At 67.5% G+C, this 21,374-nt stretch carries 18 protein-coding genes; 8 read left to right on the top strand and 10 right to left on the bottom strand.

All coding sequences use genetic code 11. The annotated features are described in order from the left end of the window. The first annotated feature begins 71 nt into the window (after window positions 1-71). The 4 genes from O6Y00_RS04125 to crtI all read left to right on the top strand — a co-directional run bounded on the left by O6Y00_RS04125 (window position 72) and on the right by crtI (window position 6,812). The gene (locus O6Y00_RS04125) at window positions 72-1,595 is read left to right on the top strand and encodes an FAD-dependent oxidoreductase (protein WP_353441322.1); all 1,524 of its coding nucleotides are present in this window, start codon (window positions 72-74) and stop codon (window positions 1,593-1,595) included. Beyond that, a complete protein-coding gene (locus O6Y00_RS04120) occupies window positions 1,580-2,923 on the top strand; it encodes an alpha/beta hydrolase (RefSeq protein ID WP_353441321.1) in 1,344 nt (447 codons plus the stop codon). The genes O6Y00_RS04125 and O6Y00_RS04120 overlap by 16 nt, the downstream gene beginning before the upstream one ends. Continuing rightward, on the top strand, window positions 2,920-4,467 hold the full coding sequence (locus O6Y00_RS04115) for a GMC family oxidoreductase (RefSeq protein ID WP_353441320.1): 1,548 nt from the start codon (window positions 2,920-2,922) through the stop codon (window positions 4,465-4,467). The genes O6Y00_RS04120 and O6Y00_RS04115 overlap by 4 nt, the downstream gene beginning before the upstream one ends. A 680-nt stretch (window positions 4,468-5,147) precedes the next feature. Further along, a complete protein-coding gene (gene crtI, locus O6Y00_RS04110) occupies window positions 5,148-6,812 on the top strand; it encodes a phytoene desaturase family protein (RefSeq protein WP_353441319.1) in 1,665 nt (554 codons plus the stop codon). A 23-nt stretch (window positions 6,813-6,835) separates the two neighbouring features. Here crtI and O6Y00_RS04105 read toward each other — a convergent pair whose 3' ends face one another. After that, a complete protein-coding gene (locus O6Y00_RS04105) occupies window positions 6,836-7,825 on the bottom strand; it encodes an NAD(P)/FAD-dependent oxidoreductase (protein WP_353441318.1) in 990 nt (329 codons plus the stop codon). Window positions 7,826-8,380: 555 nt separating this feature from the next. On the opposite strand from O6Y00_RS04105, the gene O6Y00_RS04100 reads away from it, so the two are divergent. Beyond that, window positions 8,381-10,597 carry an ATP-binding protein gene (locus O6Y00_RS04100; RefSeq protein ID WP_353441317.1) on the top strand — a complete coding sequence of 739 codons (2,217 nt, stop codon included), beginning with the start codon at window positions 8,381-8,383 and terminating at the stop codon, window positions 10,595-10,597. A 218-nt stretch (window positions 10,598-10,815) separates the two neighbouring features. Here the strand turns inward: O6Y00_RS04100 and O6Y00_RS04095 are convergent, their stop codons facing one another. From O6Y00_RS04095 to O6Y00_RS04075, 5 genes are all read right to left on the bottom strand, one after another. Further along, complete coding sequence (locus O6Y00_RS04095; protein WP_353441316.1) at window positions 10,816-11,463, bottom strand: alpha/beta fold hydrolase; 648 nt, start codon at window positions 11,461-11,463, stop codon at window positions 10,816-10,818. A 14-nt stretch (window positions 11,464-11,477) separates the two neighbouring features. Continuing rightward, complete coding sequence (locus O6Y00_RS04090; RefSeq protein ID WP_353441315.1) at window positions 11,478-12,512, bottom strand: AbrB family transcriptional regulator; 1,035 nt, start codon at window positions 12,510-12,512, stop codon at window positions 11,478-11,480. 1 nt (window position 12,513) lies between these two features. Beyond that, window positions 12,514-13,815, bottom strand: coding sequence for a CitMHS family transporter (locus O6Y00_RS04085; RefSeq protein ID WP_056064457.1), 1,302 nt, complete (start codon window positions 13,813-13,815; stop codon window positions 12,514-12,516). A 229-nt stretch (window positions 13,816-14,044) separates the two neighbouring features. Further along, complete coding sequence (locus O6Y00_RS04080) at window positions 14,045-15,526, bottom strand: OprO/OprP family phosphate-selective porin (RefSeq protein WP_353441314.1); 1,482 nt, start codon at window positions 15,524-15,526, stop codon at window positions 14,045-14,047. After that, a complete protein-coding gene (locus tag O6Y00_RS04075) occupies window positions 15,523-16,605 on the bottom strand; it encodes an ABC transporter substrate-binding protein (protein ID WP_353441313.1) in 1,083 nt (360 codons plus the stop codon). The genes O6Y00_RS04080 and O6Y00_RS04075 overlap by 4 nt, the downstream gene beginning before the upstream one ends. Window positions 16,606-16,715: 110 nt before the next feature. On the opposite strand from O6Y00_RS04075, the gene O6Y00_RS04070 reads away from it, so the two are divergent. Beyond that, entirely contained in the window at window positions 16,716-17,381 is a 666-nt protein-coding gene (locus O6Y00_RS04070; protein WP_353441312.1) for a response regulator transcription factor, read from the top strand. Beyond that, a complete protein-coding gene (locus O6Y00_RS04065) occupies window positions 17,371-18,753 on the top strand; it encodes a sensor histidine kinase (protein ID WP_353441311.1) in 1,383 nt (460 codons plus the stop codon). The genes O6Y00_RS04070 and O6Y00_RS04065 overlap by 11 nt, the downstream gene beginning before the upstream one ends. Before the next feature lie 12 nt (window positions 18,754-18,765). Here the strand turns inward: O6Y00_RS04065 and O6Y00_RS04060 are convergent, their stop codons facing one another. Genes O6Y00_RS04060 through O6Y00_RS04045 form a run of 4 tightly spaced genes read right to left on the bottom strand, consistent with a single transcriptional unit; the run spans window position 18,766 to window position 20,270 of the window. Beyond that, window positions 18,766-19,119: a hypothetical protein gene (locus O6Y00_RS04060; RefSeq protein ID WP_353441310.1), complete on the bottom strand. Its 354-nt coding sequence runs from the start codon at window positions 19,117-19,119 to the stop codon at window positions 18,766-18,768. Then, the gene (locus O6Y00_RS04055) at window positions 19,116-19,688 is read right to left on the bottom strand and encodes a 3'-5' exonuclease (protein ID WP_353441309.1); all 573 of its coding nucleotides are present in this window, start codon (window positions 19,686-19,688) and stop codon (window positions 19,116-19,118) included. Before O6Y00_RS04055 ends, O6Y00_RS04060 begins: the two co-directional genes overlap by 4 nt. Next, complete coding sequence (locus O6Y00_RS04050) at window positions 19,688-19,978, bottom strand: DUF1488 family protein (RefSeq protein ID WP_353441308.1); 291 nt, start codon at window positions 19,976-19,978, stop codon at window positions 19,688-19,690. Before O6Y00_RS04050 ends, O6Y00_RS04055 begins: the two co-directional genes overlap by 1 nt. 4 nt (window positions 19,979-19,982) lie before the next feature. Beyond that, window positions 19,983-20,270 carry a hypothetical protein gene (locus O6Y00_RS04045; RefSeq protein ID WP_353441307.1) on the bottom strand — a complete coding sequence of 96 codons (288 nt, stop codon included), beginning with the start codon at window positions 20,268-20,270 and terminating at the stop codon, window positions 19,983-19,985. 197 nt (window positions 20,271-20,467) lie between these two features. On the opposite strand from O6Y00_RS04045, the gene O6Y00_RS04040 reads away from it, so the two are divergent. Beyond that, window positions 20,468-21,256 carry a hypothetical protein gene (locus tag O6Y00_RS04040; protein WP_353441306.1) on the top strand — a complete coding sequence of 263 codons (789 nt, stop codon included), beginning with the start codon at window positions 20,468-20,470 and terminating at the stop codon, window positions 21,254-21,256. Window positions 21,257-21,374 lie beyond the last annotated feature (118 nt).

The following is a 21,374-nucleotide window of genomic DNA, read 5'->3' as shown; positions in this document are numbered from 1 at the left end:
AATTCCTAGTCCCCCGCGGTACCTGATGTCGTTTTGCTACGTTCCAGCCGCGCAACACGGAGACTTTAAGCATGGCGGCGAACATGACGGCGATCGATCTCGGCAAGGGCATGTCGGCGGCGGACCTGCACGAGGACACACCGATCGCGGGATCGTTCGGCGGCGAGGATATCATCGTGGTCCGGCATGGCGGCAAGGTCTGCGCGTTCGCCGGAAAATGCACGCACCAGGGCGCGCCGCTCGAAACCGGCCTGGTGATCGACGGGACCGTGCGCTGCCCATGGCATCACGCGCGCTTTTCGCTCGACGACGGCGAGGCGGTGTCGGCGCCCGCCTTCACACCGCTCGACAGGTTCACCGTCGTCGAGGAGGACGGCGTCGTCACCGTGACCGGCAAGGACGAGCAATCGCGCCCCGCTCCATCAGCCCGGTCGATCGGCAAGGTCGTCATCGTCGGCGGTGGTGCGGCGGGTCATGCCTGCGCCGACATGCTTGCGCGCTCCGGGCTCGGCGGCGACGTCACGATCCTGTCCGACGATGCCGACGCGCCGTATGACCGGACCGCGGTCTCGAAGGACTATCTCGCGGGCGACGCGGAGCGCGACGACACCGCGCTCCCCGAACCCGGTCTCGGTCGCGGTCCTGCGCCAAAGGTCCGGACCGGCGTCGCAGTCGCGTCGATCGACGTCGAGGGTCATGCCGTGATCACCGCCGACCAGGACCGCGTGCCCTACGACATCCTCGTCCTCGCCACCGGCGCGACGCCGATCACGCCGGACACGGTGAAGGCCGCGGACAACGTGTTCGTCCTGCGCACGCTCGCCGACGCCGACGCGCTGAAAGCAGCGGCGAAGGATGCGAAGCGCGCGATCGTGCTGGGCGCGAGCTTCATCGGGCTGGAGGCCGCCGCATCGCTGACCCAGGCCGGGCTCGCCGTCACGATGATCACCAGGGACAGCGTCCCGCTCGCCAAGGTCGCAGGACCCGAGGTCGGCAAGTTCGTGCAGGCGCTCCACGAGGACAAGGGCGTCACCTTCCACCTCGACCGCGAGCTCACGCAGTTCGACGGCCACACCGCGACGCTCGACGACGGCACGACGGTCGACGGCGATCTGCTCGTGGTCGGCGTCGGTGTCGAACCGCGTATCGACCTCGCCAAGGCGGCAGGCTTGACCCTCGCCGGCAAGGACGCGGGCGGTGGCGTCGCGGTCGATGCGCAGTTGCGGACGTCGGCCGCCGGAATCTACGCGATCGGCGATATCGCGAGCTACCCCGACCCACGGCTCGGCCACCCGATCCGCGTCGAGCACTGGGTCCACGCGCAACGCCAGGGCCAATGGCTCGCCCGCTCGCTGCTCGGTGGTGTGACCGGCAGCTACGGCGACAAGCCCTTTTTCTGGACCGGGCAGTATGACACCAGCCTCCATTATGTCGGCCATGTCGCCAAACCCGACGATCGCCGGATCGAAGGCGACGTGGCGACGGGCGACTTTGCGGTGTTCCTGAAGGAAAACGGCAAGGACCAGGCGGTGATGACCTGCGGCGACCGCGACGAGATCGCGCTTGAAAAGGAGGCCGCATGGGACGCGGCATGACGCGGCCCACGCTGTTCTTCCTGCACGCGCTCGGCGGCAGCGCCCGGTCGTGGGACGCGGTGATCGCCCAACTGGGCGAGTTCGACTGCCGGCCGCTCGACCTGCCCGGCTTCGGCGCAGCGTCGGACGCGACGGGGTTCTCGGTCGAGGCCATGGTCGACACCATCGCCGCGCAGATTCGCGCGCACGATGCCGATCGCTGGATGCTCGTCGGCCACAGCATGGGCGGCAAGATCGCCACTATTCTAGCGCATCGATCGGAGGCGGGACGTCTCCCCGGATTGGCCGGCGTCGTCCTGCTGGCCGCATCGCCCCCCTCGCCCGAGCCTATCGACGACGAACGCCGCGCGACGATGATCGGCTGGGTGAAGCACGGCCCGATCGACACCAAGGACGCGCGCGCGTTCGTCGACCAGAACATCGCCGCCCCACTGCCGCCCGTCGCCTATGACGCCGTTGTCACCGACGTGCAGCGCGCGAATCCCCAGGCATGGCGGGCCTGGCTCGAACGGGGTTCCCGCGAAGACTGGTCCGACGAGGTCGGCATGCTCAACACCCCGGCGGTGATCGTCGCGGGCGCGGAGGACGGCGACCTCGGCGAGGCGAACCAGCGCAAGCTGAACATGCCGCATTACGCCCATGCTAGGTTCGAGAGCGTCGCCGGTGCCGCGCATCTGCTCCCGCTCGAACACCCCGAAAGCGTCGCCCGCCTGATCCGCAACCACGCCGATGCGGTCGGTGCGGCAAGCGTCCCCGCAGACTATGCCCGCCTGATCGCTTCCGATCGCGTCAGCGCCCGCAACCGTGCAACGCTTGCCGAACGCGCGATCGCCGACGACCCCGGCTATCAGCCCAAAACCATGACGATGCCGCAACTCGAGACCTTGCGCGCGATGGTCGACCGCGTGATCCCGCAAAACGGCATAGACCTCGCCGCACGGATCGACACGCAACTCGCGACCGGCGAAGGCGATGGCTGGCGGTTCGCCGCCCTCCCCGCCGACGCAGACGCCTATCGCGCCGGGCTCGATACGCTCGACGCGTTGGCGCAGGGATCGTTCGCCACCCTTGCTGACGAAGAGCGCGACGCTCTGCTCCACGCGATCGAAGCCGCCGACTGGTCGGCCGCGACGCCGCTGACGCCAAAGCAGATGACCCTGTGGTTCGAGGACGTCCGCGCCGACGCCGTCCGACTGTGGCTCGCGCATCCCGCGACGATGGCACGGGTCGGCTATGACGGCTTTGCCACCGGCGGCGATGGCGTCCGCAAGCAGGGCTATGCGCTGACCGCCGCCGACGAACGCGAAGGCTGGGAGCCCGCACAATGAACCTCGACCAGATGCGTGCCTATGCCGAGACCGATGTCGTCGACGTCGTGGTGATCGGCACCGGCGCGGGCGGTGCGCCATTGCTGGCCCGCCTCGCCAGGGCCGGGCTGAAGGTCGTCGCGCTCGAAGCCGGTCCCAATGGCGAGCCGGAAGACCACACGCCCGACGAACTCGCCGCGAGCGACATCTACTGGATCGACGAGCGGCTGAGCGACGGCGCGATGCCGCAGGCGTTCGGCGGCAACAACAGCGGCACCGGCGTCGGCGGTTCGACGCTCCACTGGGGCGCGTTCTGCCCACGTCCCGATCCGCGCGACCTGCGCTTGAAGACACTGACCGGCCAGGGCGAAGACTGGCCGATCGAGCATGCCGAGCTGATCCGCTACATCGAAAAGGTCGAGGCGTTCATCGGCGTCTCGGGCCCCGCCGACTATCCATGGGACCCGACCCGCCGCTACCAACTGCCCGCGGTCAAGCGCAACGCGCCCGCCGACGCGATGGCGGCCGGCTGCGCCGCGGTCGGCATCACCGCGACCGACGCGCCCGCCGCGTTGGTCTCGCGCGACTGGCGGCAGGAGGGCGGCGGGTTGAGGCAGGCCTGCATCAATTGCGGCGCCTGCCATCAGGGGTGCCGCAACGGCGCGAAGGCGTCGATGGACACCACATACCTCCCGCTCGCAGTCGTCGCCGGCGCGGAGATCCGCCCTGGCTGCCGAATGACCGGAGTCGAGCGCGACGCAACCGGCCGGATCGTCGCGGTGATCTACCGGCGCGGCCAGCAGGAGCATCGCCAGCGTTGTGCGGCGGTCGTGCTCAGCGCCGGCGGCGTCGAGACCCCGCGCCTGTTGCTCCATATGGGTATCGGCAATGCGAGCGGTCAGGTCGGCCGCAACTTCATGGCACATGTCGCGACGCAGGTCTGGGGTAGGTTCGACGCCGAGATGCGCTGCAACCGCGGCTATCCCTCGTCGCTGATCAGCGAGGACATGCTGCGCCCCGACGGTGCGGCGTTCGCGGGCGGCTATCTCATGCAGAGCCTCGGCGTGCAGCCCGTCACGCTGGCGACGTCGTTCGCGCGCGGCGGCGGGCGCTGGGGCCAGGGGCTGGTCGACGTGATGGACAAATACCTCCATTTGGCCGGTATCGGCATCAACGGCGAATGCCTGCCGAGCGACGACAACCGTCTGGTCCTCGCCGACGAAACCGACGCGTTCGGAATCCCCAAGGCGCGCGTGACGTTCGGCTACGGCGCCAACGAGCAGGCGATCGACAAACACGCGGTCGCGACGATGACCGCGATCTGGCAGGCGGCCGGCGCGCACGATATCGTCACCCTGCCCCGCGCCGCGCATACCATCGGCACCTGCCGGATGGGAGACAGAGACGACACTGCGGTCGTCGATCCGTGGGGTCGCAGCTTCGAGGTCGACAATCTGTGGATCTGCGACAATTCGGTCTTCCCGAGTTCCCTCGCCGCCAACCCCGCGCTGACGATCATGGCGCTGAGCCTGCGCACGGCAGACCGGATGCTGGCTGGCCAATGAGCGATTGGCGAAGGATCCGGACGCGGACCTCGGGTCAGTTATGACGATCGCTCCAATCCTGCCGCGCCCCAACGCCCCGCCCCAACGCCCCCGCCAGCAGGCTGGATCGAACGTTCGATCGAGATCGTCAGGTCAGCAGAAATCGGAGAGCGCTGTCTCGACGTCATCACGACCCCCGCTACGGTAAAGGCGGTAATGGTCGAGGCGGAATATGGGCCAAGGTCCGTATCGTGAATTGTTCGACCGGATCGTATGGAGGCTGCGGTCGTCACAGCGGCCAGGTCGCGAGCAGCAATAGCCAGCCGCTCGCTGCTCGGGTGGGACTCCCTCAAATACCCATCCAAGTCGTTGTGACGCCATACTGGGTGGGTGCCGAACCGATCCGTTCGAGACCCCCGCCTGCCGAGCAGCGAGACTGCAAGGTTAGCTGACAGGCGCCGACAGGCTTATGGAGACGCACGCTTAAATCTTGATTTCGGCCACCTATTTGGGGTTTGCAACGTGCTGTCGTTCGCGCCTGTCGCGATCAGCGGCCCAAAAGCCGTCTACAGGATTCGCATCGCAGTTTCCAAACCCGTCAGCAGCGCTCGGGTGTGTCAGTCCCTCATTTCGCGCTGGATCGAAAGGCTGCTCTTGCAGCACAGCATATGCCCAACCGACTCCCAGGAAAGACGACCGTCATGACCCGCCAGCGCGCTATCGTAATCGGATCGGGGATCGGCGGCATCGCCTGCGCGATCCGCTTGCAGAGCCTCGGCTTCGATACGCAGATCGTCGAGCAGCTCGCCGATGTCGGCGGCCGCGCCTATGTCCGCCGCGTCGACGGCTTCGTCTTCGACATGGGCCCGACCGTGCTGACCGTCCCGCATTTCATCGAGGAGCTGTTCTCGCTGGAGCGCGACGCGGCGATGCTAAACGAACCGGACTTTCCGCCGTCGGTGCTCGCGGAGGGCAGCCGCGTGGTTTCCGGCGCCAGCGGTGGTCCCAATACGCAGCGCTATGTCGACATCGTGCCGATCCTGCCGTTCTACCGGATCTATTTCGACGACGGCAGTTTCTTCGATTACGACGCCGACCCGGTCAACGTGCGGGCACAGATCGCACGGTTGGCGCCCGAGGATCTCGACGGCTACGAACGCTTCCACGAGGCCGCGCGCGCGATCTTCGAGCGCGGCTTCCTCGAGCTTGGCTATACCTATTTCGGCTCGCTCGGCTCGATGGTCGGCGTCCTTCCCGACCTGTTGAAGCTCGGCGCGATCCAGCCGCTGTTCTCGCTGATCTCGAAATATTTCAAGAGCGACAAGATGCGGCAGGTGTTCAGCTTCGAGCCGCTGCTGATCGGCGGCAACCCGCTGAAGGTCCCCGCAATCTATGCGATGATCCATTTCGTCGAAAAGACTTGGGGCGTGCATTTCGCGGTCGGCGGCACCGGTGCGCTGGTCAAGGCGATGGTTCGCAAGTTCGAGGAACTCGGCGGATCGGTGCGGTTAAACGCGAAGGTCGATCGGATCGAGGTCGAGAAGCGCGGTCGCAAGCGCGTCGCGACCGGCGTGACGCTGGCGAACGGCGAAACGCTGGCGGCCGATCTGGTCGTCTCGAACGCCGACTATGCGACGACCTATCTGAAGCTCGTCGACAAGGCGCACCGGCGGATCAATCGCGACGCGCTGGTCAAGTTCCGCAAGCAGAGCATGTCGCTGATGGTGATCTATTTCGGGTACCGGATGCAGGACGGCGACCCCGACCTGCGGCACCACAACATCATCCTCGGCCCGCGCTACGAGGAGCTTCTGACCGACATCTTCGAGCGCAAGATCCTCGCCGACGACTTCTCGCAATATCTCCACATCCCGACGATCACGGACCCCAGCCTCGCGCCGGCGGGGCACCACGCGGCGTACACGCTGATCCCTGTGCCCAACAACCAGAGCGATATCGACTGGGATGCGGTCGGCGAAGGCTTTGCCGACACGGTGCTGACGTTCCTCGACGAACGCGGCTACATTCCCGGCTTGCGCGAGCGGATCGTCCATCGCAGCTTCGTGACGCCGGACTATTTCGAGGAGGTGCTGGGGTCGCATCTCGGCAATGGCTTCGGGGTCGAGCCAAGGATGACGCAGACCGCGTTCTTCCGGCCGCACAACCGCAGCGAGGACATCGCGAACCTCTATCTGGTCGGCCAGGGTACGCAGCCGGGCGGCGGCACGCCCTCGGTGATGATGTCCGCCAAGATGACGGTGCGCGAGATCGCACGCGATTTCGCGATCGATCCGCGGATCGTCGGCGGCGTGCCGGCGGGCATCGCGGATGACCGACCGCTGGCGATGGAAAGGGCGGAAGTCTGAACGGTCCGGTCGCGGCGTGTCCGCTACGCGGTGGCCATGATCCGTTCGGCAAGCTGCCGCCCGGATAGCCAGGCACTCTCGATGCGCGGTGCGATCAGCCAGTCGCCTGCCGCACCGATCCGATTGCTGCCGTTCCACAAACAGCCGAGGTCGGTGGCCGTCGCGCGGGCATAGCGCCAGCGATGACCGGCACGCACGATCGGCGCAGGCGTGTCGGCGCCGCACTGCATCGCCAAGGCCGCGAGCAGACGATCGACGACGGTATCCGCCGGCTCCTCGAGATGCGCGGTCGACCATGCCGGCGTCGCGTGCACGACCCAGGCTTCCGGGCCGGTTCGTCCGGGCTTCGCGCTGTTGCGCGCGGCCCAGTCGATGATCCCTGCATCCCGGATCACGTCGTGCGCGATCGCCAGTGGACGGTCGAACGCGAGCATCGCCGTCCAGCACGGCGTCGATCCACAGGCGAGCGCCTCGCTCGCCATCGCCGGATCGTGCGGCGCGAGCAACGGCGCGGCCTGCTCGGCGGGCGTCGCGACGACGACGGCGTCGTAGGCCTCCGTCAGCGATTGGGTCACCGGCGCCTCGACCCGCCAGCCTTCGGCCGTATTGCGGATGTCCGTGACGCGGTAGTTCCAGTGCACCCTGGTTTGCGCCGCGAGATGCTTGACGATCGCGCTCATGCCATCGGTCCCGACCCACGCGTGTTCGCCGGCAGCGGGCCAGCGTGCGACCACCCCCGCGGCTTCCCAGCCCTGCATCGCTTCGGCGAACGCGGGGTCGCGCATCGTCAGATACTGCGCGCCGTGATCGAAGGCGACCTCGCCGCCGGGTCCCTCGCCGTTGGGCCCCTCGCCGTTGGGCCCCTCGCCGTTGGGCATCGCGATGCGCCGCGTCGACATCCGTCCACCGGCACCGCGTCCCTTGTCGAACACCGTGACGTCGCAGCCGTCCTGCTGAAGTCGTAGTGCGCAGGATAGGCCCGCAATACCGGCACCGACGATCGCAACCTTCACGCGTCTCTCCAACTGATGACACCGAGACATTGCTGCCCCGGGGCCGGATTGTACAGGGTCTCAGCCGGTCCGCAGCGGACCATTAGGGCGCGGCTGACGGTGACGCGTCGGTGGCATCGACAGGGGCAGTTGCATAGACTGTCGCGAGCAGTGTCTTAGACGAATTCTCGGCAACGGCGGCGTCGGCGATATCATGCTCGTTCTCGGTCATTCCCAGTCCTCGGTCAGAGCCAAAATTGCGCGCCGGCAAGGTTCCGCCCTGGGCCGCGAACCGCCCGGGCCGCTATCTCCGACCAAGGATCACAGGTTGCCGCGCCACGTCGTCAACCGACGTACCCCTCAGTCCAATTGGCCAACCGATCCGCGATAAGACCTTTTGATCGCATCGAAATCGACGAGGCGCACCCGATGTGCTAGCGCCGCCGCGAAAGTGAACCACAGCTTTTCCACCCTGTCGTTGCTGTGGAAATCGACGATACGGAGCGGAAGTTTGCCTTTGTCCCCCTGTTTGAAACCGAGTGCGTCCGCGTATTCGTTCCGTGCAGCCAAGTCGGCGTGACGGCCGACGCGAACGAGGTCCCCGGGTTTCTCCGTAGCGGTGGCGAACTCGGCAAGGTGATCGCCGCGCATGACTGGTCGGACTCGGTACTGGGCATGCCCGCCGATTGGCCGGCGCATCTGCAGACGGCGGTCGCGATCATGCTTCGCGCGCCGTTGCCGATGGCGCTGCTCTGGGGCGCCGACGGGGTGTTGCTCTACAACGACCCGTACGCCGAAATCGCCGGGCCGAGCCATCCGGCCATTCTCGGACGGCCGGCGCGCGATGCGTGGCCGGAGATTGCCACGTTCAACGACCATGTCCTGCGGACCGTGCTTACCGGCGAGACGCTGACCTATTCGCGTCAGGAGATGACGCTCGTGCGGGGCGGATCGGCGGAGCGTGTCTTCCTCGACCTGAATTATTCGCCCGTGCCGGATGCCGACGGCATACCCGCCGGCGTGATCGCGGTCGTCATCGACGTGACCCGGACCGTGTCCGCCGAAGAAGGTCTGCTGGCCGAGACGGAGACGCTCGAGACGCTGAACAAGACCGGCGCCGCGCTGGCGGCAGAGCTCGATCTCGAACCGCTGGTGCAGATGGTGACCGATGCCGCGGTCCAGCTGACCGGGGCGCAGTTCGGATCCTATTTCCACAATCTCATGGACGAGACGGGTGAGCGGCTCCACCTGTTCACACTGTCGGGCGCGCGGCGCGCCGATTTCGAGAGCCTGGGACGCCCCCGCGCGACCGCGGTGTTCGGCCCCACCTTCCGCAACGAAGGCGTCGTGCGCTCGAACGACATCCTCGCCGACGCACGATACGCCCAGAACGCGCCGTATGCCGGCATGCCGCCGGGTCATTTGCCGGTGCGAAGCTACCTCGCGGTGCCGGTCGTCTCGCGATCGGGCGAAGTGCTGGGAGGGTTGCTGTTCGGGCATTCCGACACGCATCGGTTCACGCTACGACACGAACGCCTGATCGTCGGCGTTGCCGCACAGGCCGCGATCGCGATCGACAACGCACGGCTGTTCGCGGCGGTGCAGGACAACAACGTGACACTCGAACGGCGCGTGGCGGAGCGAACCGACGAACTGACGCAAGTCCATGATGCGTTGCGTCAGGCGCAGAAGATGGAGACGCTCGGCCAGCTCACCGGCGGGATCGCGCACGACTTCAACAATCTGCTGACCGTCATCCGGGGTTCCGCCGATCTTCTCAAGCAGCCCGGCCTAGCCGACGATCGTCGCGGCCGGTACGTCGACGCGATCTCGAAGACCGCCGATCGCGCGGCCAAACTGACCAGCCAGCTCCTTGCCTTCGCCCGTCGATCGTCGCTCACGCCCGAAGTGTTCGACGTCGGCGATACGATCCGCAGCCTGAACGAGATGATGGAGATGCTGTCGGGCGCGCTGATCGAGGTCGATCTGCAGCTGCCCGACACGCGCTGTTTCGCGAACACCGACGTCAGCCAGTTCGAGACCGCGATCGTCAACATGGCGGTGAACGCGCGCGACGCGATGGGTCAGCAGGGTCGCCTGACGATCACGGTCAACCCGTGCGACACGATCCCCGCGGTCCGTGGTCATGACAAGCGCCACGGCGACTTCGTCTGCGTTTCGATCGCGGACACCGGCAGCGGGATACCGCCCGAGGACCTAGACCGGATATTCGAACCCTTCTTCACGTCGAAGGATATCGGCAGCGGAACCGGCCTCGGCCTGTCGCAGGTATTCGGTTTCGCCAAGCAGGCGGGTGGCGAAGTCGTGGCGACCAGCAAGCCCGGCGAAGGCGCGACGTTCACGCTCTTCCTGCCGCGCGAACGGCAGGTGCCGGCCGCCGAACGCGGCGACGTCGAGCCAAGTCCGGACCAGTCCGAACGCTTCCGGATCCTGGTCGTCGAAGACAATCCGGAGGTCGGCGCGTTCGCCTCGGCGGCGCTACGCGACCTTGGTCACGACATCGTCCTCGCGCGCCATGCGGAGGAAGCACTCGTCTGTCTCGACCTCGATCGAAAGGGGTTCGATTTCGTTTTCTCCGACGTGATGATGCCGGGCATGAACGGCATCGAACTGGCTCGCGAAATACGTCGGCGCCTGCCGAGAATGCGGGTCATCCTGACGAGCGGGTACAGCGAGATACTGTCGAAGCAGGGTGCAGGAGAGTTCAGGCTGCTTCGCAAACCCTACTCGATCAACAGCCTGAGCTCGATCTTCCGGCAGGATCCGCACTGATCGTCTGCTCGTCTCTCGAAAATACACTGACGCGCTTGATCCTGGCGATGCGCTCGAGCCACATCGCGCGTTTGATACTCGGCGATCCCGGTCCCCGCGGCGACCGGGTCGATGCAGCGCCTGCTGCTGTTCAACGCGAACGCCGGCTTCGCCAGCTCGACCCGATCACCCACGGGTCGAGCGGTTATGCCGTCATCGTGGCCGTGCGAAGCGTGACGTCAGCCGCGCAGCCATTCGCGCAGCAGCGCCGTGACTTCGCCCGGCCGCTCGAGCGGCGATAGATGGCCGCAGGAGCGCAGCAGATGAAAACGGGCGCCGTCGATCCTCGCGCTGAGGCCGCGGGCGTCGTCGGGGGTACATATCCGATCGCGATCGCCGACCGCGACGAGCGTCGGTACGTGAATCGCGGCGATAGCGTCGTTGATATCGGGTCGGGCCAGAAGCGCGCGTTGCTGGCGTTCGAACACCACCTGCCCGACGCGCTCGGCCATCGCCTGCGCGGGGCCGGCGACGATCGCGGTCAGGCGTGGGTCGGCATGCGGCGCGGTGGCGAGCAGACCCTGGCCAACGACGGTGCGCGGCCGCACCTCCATCGACGCGCGCGTGCCGAACAAGGCGATGCGGGTTATCCGATCTGGCGCCTGGCGGACCATTTCCATCGCGACATAGCCGCCCAGGCTGACACCGGCGACGGCGAAGCGCGGCGGTGCATCGGCCAGCACGCGCGCGGCCATCCCCGACAGGGTGTCGTCCTGCGACAGATCGCCGAATTCGGGTTGCGCGAGTTTGGCGAGATCCATGATCTGCCGCGCCCATAGCTGCCCGTCGCAGCCCATGGCCGGCAACAACACGAGGGGGGTACGCATGGCGGGATCTCCGGTCAGGAACGTGGGGTACGAAAGGCGAGCGGCGCCCCGATCAACACCAGCACGACGCGGGTGAGATGGTGGACGATGACGAAGGCAGGTTCGAGCGCGAGGCTGAGCGCGACCATGCTCATCTCGGCGAGGCCACCGGGGGAATAGGCGAGCACCAGCAGCACCGGATCGATGTCGGTGGCCGCCGCGATGCCGATCGCCCAGACAATGGTGAGCACCAGCAGCAGGATCGTCGATCCCGCCGCGAGCAGCAGCGTACGGAGCAATGCGCGAAGCGTCAGCCCGGCGAACCGACAGCCGATCGTCGCCCCCAACCCGACCTGTGCGGCAGCGAGCGCCCAGTCAGGAATGCGGAAGTCGGCGATCCCCGTCACGTGGACGATCGCCGAGACTGCAAGCGGACCGACCAAGTGCCACGCGGGTAACCGCAAAGCACGACCGAGGACGAGCCCGGTGACGACGCAGCCGAGCGCCCAGCCGAGCAGGGACCAGCTCGCGGTATCGCCGCCGACCGCGACCACGCGGTGAACCTCGACAGGTGCCGCGACGAGGCGGATCAGGAATGGCAGGGTGAAGACGACCAGGAAGATGCGCGCGGCGTGGATCAGCCCGATCGTGCGCTCGTCCGCGCCGGGCTCCGAGCCCATCACCACCATCTCCGCGATTCCGCCTGGCATCCCCGCGAAATAGGCGGTGGCGGGATCGAACTTCGCGACGCGGCGGAAATAGGTGACGCAGACCAGCGCAGCGCTTGCGAGGAAGACCGGGAGCAATGCGAGCGGGACGATCCATTCGCGCGCCTGCGCCAGCAGATCGGGGCGGAAGCTGCTGCCGAGCACGACGCCGATCACCGCCGCCATCGGCCTGCGGGTCGCCGCCGACGCCGCCACCGGCAGGCCTGCGATACTGGCGGCCGCGCATCCCGCCATCGATCCGAGCACCCATGGCAAGGGTGCGCCGATCGACCAGAACAGCGCGCCCCCACCTGCCCCGACGCCGAGCGCGGCGATGAAACGCAGAAGGGACGCGACGCTCACCTCAGGCGACGAACGGGAAGGCGAGCGCGATCATGCCGACGATCGTCATCACCACGCAGACCGCGATCGCGGGCACGAGCGTGAAGCGCTGGTGATCGGCGAGGTCGATCCCGACCAGGCTGACCAGCAGATAGGTCGACGGCACCAGCGGGCTGAGCAGGTGGACCGGCTGGCCCATCAGCGAAGCGCGCGCGATCGCCTCGGGCGCGACGCCGTAATGCGCGCCGGCCTCGGCGAGGATCGGCAGCATCCCGAAATAGAACGCGTCGTTCGAGATGAAGAAGGTGAACGGCATGCTTAGCACCGCGGTGATCGGCGCCATGTACGGCCCGAGCGCGGGCGGGATCACGCCAACCACCGCCTTGCTCATCGCCTCGACCATGCCGGTGCCGCCCAAGATGCCGGTGAAGATGCCCGCCGCGAAGATCAGCGACACCACCGCGAGCACGTTGCCGGCATGCGCGGAAATGCGCTCCTTCTGGTCGGCGACGCCGGGATAGTTGACGATCATCGCGATCGCGAACGCCAACATCATCAGCACCGACAAGGGGAGAATGCCCCACACCAGCAACGTCAGCAGCGTGATGACGAGGGCTGCGTTGAACCAGATCAGCTTGGGGCGACGTGCCTCGGGATATTGCGAGACGGCCATGCCGGTGAACTCGGTGTCCGCCGTGATCCCCGCTTCGCCCATCCGCACGCGTTCCTTGCGCCCGAAATACACCGCGAGACCGATCAGGAAGGCGAGACCGGCGATCATGCCGGGGATCAGCGGCAGGAACAGCGTCGCCGGATCGAGCTTCAGCGCACTTGCGGCGCGCGCGGTTGGACCGCCCCACGGCGTCAGGTTCATGATCCCGCTCGTCGTCATCAACAGGCAGACGAGGTACAGCCGGTTCATGTTGAAGCGCTTGTAGAGCGGCAGCAGCGCGGCGATCGTGATGATGTAGGTGGTCGACCCGTCGCCATCGAGGCTGACGAGCGCGCACAGCACGACCGTGCCGATCAGGATCCGCATCGGATCGCCGTGGACCATCCGGATCAGTCGTCCGACGAGTGGATCGAAGAGCCCTGTATCCGTCATCGTCGAAAAGAACAGGATCGCGAACAGCAGCATGACGCCGGTCGGCGCTAGGTTCTTGATGCCGTCGATCATCATCGGGCCAAGACCCGCGGCCTCACCCGCGAACACGCCGAAGATCGACGGAATCACGATGAGCGCGACCAGCGGCGTCATCTTCTTGGTCATGATCAACGTCATGAACGTGGCGACCATCAGGAAGCCAAGCAGGGCAAGGTTCATCGCATCGTCCTAGGAAAGGGCGTGAATAGGGGGGTGGGGGTGGCAGACCTCGCAGACGTCGCCGGAGTTACTGTCGCGGGGACCGCCACAAACACTCTGTCATCCTGACGAAAGTCAGGACCCAGAGCCACGCAGCACTGCACCCTGTAACCGTGGGTCCTGACTTTCGTCAGGATGACGGCGCGCGCGGGGCTGCTCGGAGCGCCAAATACAGGACCATCGGCCAGCATCAGAACGTCACCCCGACGCGGGCGCTGAGCGTCTGCCCGCTGTCGTTGCCGACATAGTCGCCGGCGCGGTTGTCGGTGTTCCACTGGATCGCGTTCACCTGGAAGCGGGTGAAGCTGTTCAAATACCAGTTGACGCCGACAGTAGCCGCCCAGCCGTCGCCGCCGGTCAGCAGGTTGTCGAAATCGAGGCTCTCGTAGCGCGCGGTGAGCTCGATCGCGCCGACCCCGCCGTCGAACGTGGGCTTCAACACCTTGGGCTGGCCGAAGCTGCCCAGCCGCGGGTTGTACGGCGGCAGGTCGCCGGTCAGGAACAGGCCGGCCGAGACGCTCCACGCCTTGCTGACGAAATCGGGACGCCCGCCGTCGAGCCGCGCGTTGCGGCGACCCGCTTCGCCCATCACCCACAATGGCCCGCGATAGCCGCCGAGCTCTACGCCGTAGCCGGTCGTGCCGGTGCCGCCGATCAGCGGCCCGGTCGATACGCGCAGCGCGCCGTTGAAGCGCCCGCCGATCACCGTGTTGCGCGTCAGCGTGCCGGCGACCGACGACAGCGACTCGTCGAAGCCCCATGCGCCGATATGCAATACGCCGGTATCGGACTTGATCGGGTTCCAGTGCGCGCGACCGAGCACCGTGCGGCTGTCGCCAACCGCCTGAGTGCCGTCGATCCGGTCGCCGGTGACCGTCAGCGAGGCGTGGCCGGTCTTCCAGAACACGCGCGGCATCACGCCGATACCGTAGAAACCACGCTGCGGGATGATCGCGGTGGCGACCGTGGTGCGTTCGAGGAACGGCGTCGAGTCCGAGCCGGTCGAGCCTTCGAAGCCGCGATCGTTGAACAGGTGGCCGGCGCGGACGTCGTAGTCGAGGCCCGGCTTGATCTTGTTGCGCCAACCGACGAACGCGGTGACGACGTCGATCTCGTTCTCCGAGAAATCGCTCTCGAACTGGTAGAAGAAGTGCGTGCCGACGCCGCCTTCGAGGCCGAGGCGCAGCGCGCGCATGCCCGTCGTGGTGATGTTGCGGCCGTCGTACTTCGAGCCGAAGCTGGAGCTGACGTCGGTCAGGATGCGACCGCGCGGCTTGAACGTGTAGACGCCGTCCGCGGAGTGGAACACGGGCAGGCCGGCGCCCCATTCGGTGGTCACGCCCGACGGATTGTCGCGTGCGGCGACCGCCTGCGCGACGCTGCGATCGGCGGGGCCGGGAGGGGCGAGCTGCGGCGCGAACGGCACGGTGCGACGCGGCTCGGTGTTCCGCGCGACTGCCTGCGGTGCGATTTGGACGGGCGGTACAGCCGCAGAAGCCTGCGCGACGGCGGCGTTGTTCTCCAGCCGGTCGAGCCGCGACTTCAGCGCGGCGATCTCGGCGGCCTGCGCACGGACCAGCGCGGCGAGGTCGGCGTCGGTCGGAGCTTGGGCCAGCGCCGGCGTTGCAGCGATCAGCGCGAGTGCGGCGCACCCGGTACGAAAGAGAGTCATTGTTGGGCTCCGGTGGCGAGAATCGCGGTCCAGTCGCGCAGGAAACGCTGGCGCTTGACGCGGTCGAGGTTGACGAGAAGTTGCGGCCCCACGCGGATCGGTCGCGCCTGGACTGCGGGAAGACGGCGGGCGGGGACGTCGGTGCGAACCGGCCACAGGCTGCGCTTGGCGAGCAGCGACTGGCCCTCCCGCGACAGCAGGAAATCGAGGAACAGCTTGGCCGCGGCAGGATGCGCCGCCTCGCGCGCGATGAACGCGATCCGCGACGTGACGAGCGTATAATCCTGGAGGAACGCCACGCCGAGCCGCGAATCGGTGCGCGCGCGTTCCAGCGCGTAGGAGCCGATGACGTTGTACGCGATCGCCTGACGCCCCTCGGTGACGCCGCGCAGCATCGGCTCGGTGGTCAGCGACAGGACCGGCCTGGTGGCGGCGATCGCCTCCAGCAGCGACCGCGTATCGCGCGTCGTCGCCATGTCCTGCGTCAGATACAGATAGCCGACGTTCGAGCGCGCGGGGTCGAACGTGGTCACCTTGCCGTTGAAGGCACGCGGGTTCTGCCGCAGCATCGCCTCGAGCGCGGCATGCGTGCGCGGCACGCGCGCGGCGGGGATCAGACGCTTGTTGTAGACCATCCCGATCGGCTCGGCGGTGACGCCGAAGCCCATGTTCTTCCATACCGATACCGGCGGCAAAGCGGGCTTTTCGGGGCTGGCATAGCCTTGCGCAAAGCCGTCGTTGATCAGCTTCACCTGGAGATCCATCGCCGACGACCAGACCAGATCGGCGGACATCCGGTGCGCGCGCGTCTCGTTGACGAAGCGGCGGTACATTTCGGTCGAGCCGAGATCCGCATAGAGCACCGTGACGCCGGGGTAGCGCTTGCGGAACGCGGCGACCACCGGCAACAATTCGGCGCGGTCGGCATTGCCGTAGATCCGCACTTGGCGTTCGGCGCGCGCATCGCTGATCAGCTGGTCGTAAGAGCGCGGGTAGCCGGTCGGGCGCTGCGCGACGGCGGGAACGGCAGACGCGACGAGGCCGGTGAGCAGCGCGATCCTCAGAAATATATGGGCCATCATCACCTCTCCTCGCCTTCCGCCTCGCTGTTCGGATAGACTGCAGTCGTGGAGTACGAACCGAACCTGTCACCAACCTTTCACGCCAGTCGGGCGAGGGATGAACCGTTTTGCGCATCCTGCTGATCGAGGACGACGCGGCCCTCGCGCGCAGTATCGCGGCATTGTTGCGCGCCGGCGGCAACGCGGTCGATTACGTCGCGACCGGTGAGGAGGCGTTGTCGGTGGTCGCCGGCGAGCCCTATGCGCTCGTCATTCTCGACGTCGGGCTGCCCGGTATCGACGGCTTTTCGGTGCTCGAAGCGCTGCGCCGTCGTGGCGAGCGGGTGCCGGTGCTGATGCTGACCGCACGCGATGCGCTCGACGACCGCGTGCGCGGGCTCGATCTCGGCGCCGACGATTATCTCCGCAAACCGTTCGAGCCCGAGGAACTGGAGGCGCGGGTCCGAGCGCTCGGCCGGCGGCGCGGCGGCGATCCGCTACCGGTACTCGTCGTCGGTACGCTGGCGATCAACCGCTCGACCGGCGACGCGGACATAGCCGGCCGTGCGCTCGACCTGCGTCGGCGCGAGCGCGCGGTGCTGGAGGCACTGGCAACCCGAGCCGGCCGGGTCGTCCCGCGCACGCTGCTGATCGGCGAGGTGTTCGGGTTCGACGAGCCGGTCGGCGACAACGCTATCGAAGTCCACGTCACGCGGCTGCGGACCAAGCTCGCGCCCGACGGCCCCGGTATCCGCACCGTCCGCGGGGTCGGGTACATGCTCGATGCCGGCTGAGACGCGGACTCCCGCGCTACGCACGCGCCTGCTGGTCGCGGTGCTCGGGCCGTTGCTGGCGGCGGCGATTCTGATCGGCGTGGTCGGCGCGACGCTGATCGCCGACGTCGTCCGCCGCACCAATGACCGCGTGCTCGGTGGTGCGCTTGGTGCGATCGCCGAGACGGTGCAGGTCGAACGCGGCGAGGTGACGCTCGACCTGCCGTCCGCCGCGTTCGGGATGCTGGAGAATACCGAACGCGACAACGTCTATTACCGCGTTGCCGTCGGGCCGGACCTGCTGACCGGCTACGCGGATCTGCCAGCCCCCGATCCCGCGACGCTCGACATCGACGTGCCGCGCTATCGGTTCGCGCGCTATCGCGACCAGGACATCCGCATTGCTGAGGTCCGCCGCTCGCTCCCCCGGATCGACAAGCCCGTGATCGTCCAGATTGCCGAGACGCTCGACAACCGCGGCGCACTCACGCGCCGCCTCATGCTCGCGCTGCTGATCGGCGAATGCGTTCTCGTCGGCGCCGCGGCGCTGTTGATTCGCCCCGCGCTAGGCTGGTCGCTCCGCCCCCTCGCCCGCCTCCGCGGCGCCGTCGAAGCGCGCGACGAACGCGCCCGCCCGGATTTCTCCCCGCTCGACACGGGGCCGCTGCCCCGCGAGCTTCGCCCGCTCGCGGGCGCGTTCGACCGCCTGCTCGCGCAACTCGACACCGCGACGGTCGGCGTCCGCCGATTCACCGCCGACGCCTCGCACCAGATGCGGACGCCGCTATCGGTGCTCAAGGTCCAGGTCGCACTTGCCCGCCGCGGCTCCGATGCCGAACGCCGTGACGCGCTCGACGAGATCGCCGACGCCGTCACCCGGCTCGAACGCCTGGTCACGCAGCTCCTCGCGCTCGCCCGTGCCGAGGAAGCCGGCGTGTCCGCGCCGCTGGAAGCAGTCGATCTGCGCGAGGTCGCCACCAGGGTCATCACGCGCCAGTTCGGGCATGCGGTCGAGGCCGGCATCGACCTGACCCTCGACGGCGACGCCCCGGTCGTATCCGGTCACCGCACGCTGATCTTCGAGATTCTCGCAAATCTGGTCGACAACGGCATCCGGTATAATCGGACGGGCGGGACCGTCGCGATCACGATCGATGCCAACGCCTCGGGCACGTCGATCACCGTCGCCGACGATGGCCCAGGCATTCCCCTCCAGCAGCGCGACACCGCGTTCGAACGCTTCGTCCGCCTGGGCAAAGACGGTTCGGACGGCAGCGGGCTTGGCCTTGCCATTGTAAGGTCCGCAGCGGCGCGGCTGGGCGCGACCGTGGCATTCGGCGAAAGCGCCCAGGGACTTGCCGTCATCCTGCACTTTCCACGCTTGGTGGGATGACACCGCCCGGCCTTATTGCTGCTCGACGACCGCAGGGGCGCCCTCTAGCGCGGCGAACCACTCGGCATAGGGTGTGTTGCGCGCCATATGGCGGTTGAGATCGGGGCTGCCATCGGTCCACCATACCGGACCGCGCTCGCCGAGCGCGATCTTGGCGACCCCGACCGCCTCGTGAGCCGACTGCTCTGCTGCAGCATCACCGCAGCGCTTGGCGATCCCGACCGCGCGTCGCGCGTCCATCAACTGCGTCACCAATCGTTGCCGTTCGTCGTCCGAGAGGTCCGGATTGGACGTTCGCCACAGTCGACCACGCACGACGAGATAGCGGCTGTCCGGTGTCTTCAACGGACCTTCGGCCTTGCTCACTTCTCCAGCGCCCTGCGCCGCGCCGCTTCGTCGCGTACCGCCATCCACCGCTGCCGCTCCTCCTCGGCATCGGCTAGCGCGCGATGGGCCGGTACACCGTGCCGATCCCGAACGCCCGTCAGCACGAGGACGTCCTCCACCTCCGCATCGATCGCGTCGGGGTGGACGACACCGGCGAGCAGGCGTCTGGCGATGTTGCGCTGCGCGTCCTCGGTGTCGCGCAGGCGGAGCGTGTGACGGGGAAACCCGGCAGCGCGTAGCAGTGCACTCAGCCACTTGCCGTCCCAGCTCGGTGCAGACGCCACCAGATCATGGTCCGCGAGGACCTCGACCATCCGGCGCGCGACGACGTCGTGGGGGGAGCCGTCGCGCTCCAGCACGTCGCGCGCGATGCCGTGGATGCGCTCCGCATCGGGATTCCAGTCGTCCCAGCCGGGCGCCGGGCGAATGAGATGCGCCTCGGACCGGCCATCCTCGAAGACCCACGCGACTTCGATCGGGAAACTCGATCTGGCGAGCGACGATGCCTCGAAGTCCATGAAGGCCAATGCGGGACAATCCGCGCCCATCAGCCGTCCAGATCGGCCGAGGTGAGCAGGATCGGCGGCTCTCCCCCCAGGCGCTTCACGAATTCGCGCAAGGCGATCGCGTGGATGTCGTCCTCATGCTCGTCAAACGCCTCCAGCGCGGTTTCGGGATCGATACCGTCCAGATCGGGATCGATCATCTCGGCCAGCGCATCGGCGGTGATCAGGAACTCGACATCGCCGAGATCGGTCACGCCGACGAACCCCACGCTGTCCCGCTGTGCGATCCAGACGCGGTCGCCACCTGCAAACCGAACGCTCGGCCGGGCCATGCCGTCAAACCTCCGGCTGTGCAGACGCCGGGAGGCGCTCTGCCAGCGCTGCGATGCCCTCACCGGCGAACGAGGTCGTCGACACGCCATCCAACTGCACGGGCCGTTCGGCCGTCAACGTGGCCGCCGCCTTGTGCACGGCGTCGAGGTCGATCCAAGCGCGGACCGCCGCTGCAAGACTGGTGACTTCGGCGACATCGCCATCACCGCGCGGAACATTCTCCAGCGCGGCGCTCATGCGCCAGTCGATCGCCGGCGTCTTCGTCGCCTCGTTCCAGGTCGCTTCCGTCATTGCCGTGTCTTTCCTCGATCTCGCTCGATACAGGAAAGATCGAGCGGCGAGATTGTTCAGACCGGCGAGTAATTCCGCCCCGGCGTGCCACCATGGATCGCCATGCGCGCGCAAGCCTGCACCAACCGGCGCACGCGTCGGATATTCGTCGCGTTGCGTGTTGCAGGCCGGTCATCGCGGGGCTAGGCGGACTGCCGATGCGGTCGGCGTACCACCTTTCGTCGGCCGAGATGCGCGGCGCAGCGCGCCGGCGCGGCGCGGCATTCGTGCTGACCGTCATTGCGCACATCCTGATCATCCTGCTGCTGCTTCGGCTGGCGCCTCCTGCCTTCGTCAAGCCGGAGGTGCCTAGCAATCCGGTCACGTTCCAGCTCGCGCCGGACCAGACCACGCCGACGCCGGAAAAGCGCACGCCGTCGCCGACCCGGCAGAAGCGCGCGAGCGGAGGCTCGCCGCAGCGGGCAGCACCGCGCGCCACGTCCGCGCAGGCGCCCCCTGCCCCGCCGACGTCACCGCCACCGCCGCCGATCAAGATGCTCGGCGGGATGGAAATGTTCGACGCGGCGGATATCTCGAAGATCCCGTCGCACCCAGACGAGCAGCTCGCCGGCGGCGATGGCGGCAGTGGATCGGGCAAGGGCAAGGACAGCGGTTCCGTCTACGGCCCTGGCGAAGGGCCGGGTGGCGAGCGGCTGTACAAGGTCGAATGGTATCGCCGGCCGACCGATGCCGAGCTCAACGGCTATCTGAAGAGCGCGCCGCCGCCCAACAGCTGGGCGAAGATCGCGTGCCGGATGATCGCCAACTATCAGGTCGAGAATTGCCGCGCGCTCAGCGAGTCGCCCGTCGGATCGGGGCTCGCCCGCGCCATGCGCCAGGCGGCGTGGCAGTTCCGGGTGCGCCCGCCACGCGTTGGCGGCAAGCAGATCCTGGGCGGCTGGGTCGAGATCGATATCGAGTTCAATTCCAGGACGGCACCGGACTGAGAGGCGGGCGGTGGGCGTAGCGCATCAAACTCCGTCATCCTGACGAAAGTCAGGACCGAGGGTTACAAAAGGCGTCCTGCGCGGCTCTGGGTCCTGACTTTCGTCAGGATGACGGAGA

Origin of the sequence: Sphingomonas faeni (genome assembly GCF_040407565.1) — a bacterium.
GTDB lineage: Bacteria > Pseudomonadota > Alphaproteobacteria > Sphingomonadales > Sphingomonadaceae > Sphingomonas > Sphingomonas faeni_F.
Note: the sequence above shows the minus strand (reverse complement) of the source record. Positions and strands in the feature narration are given on the sequence as shown.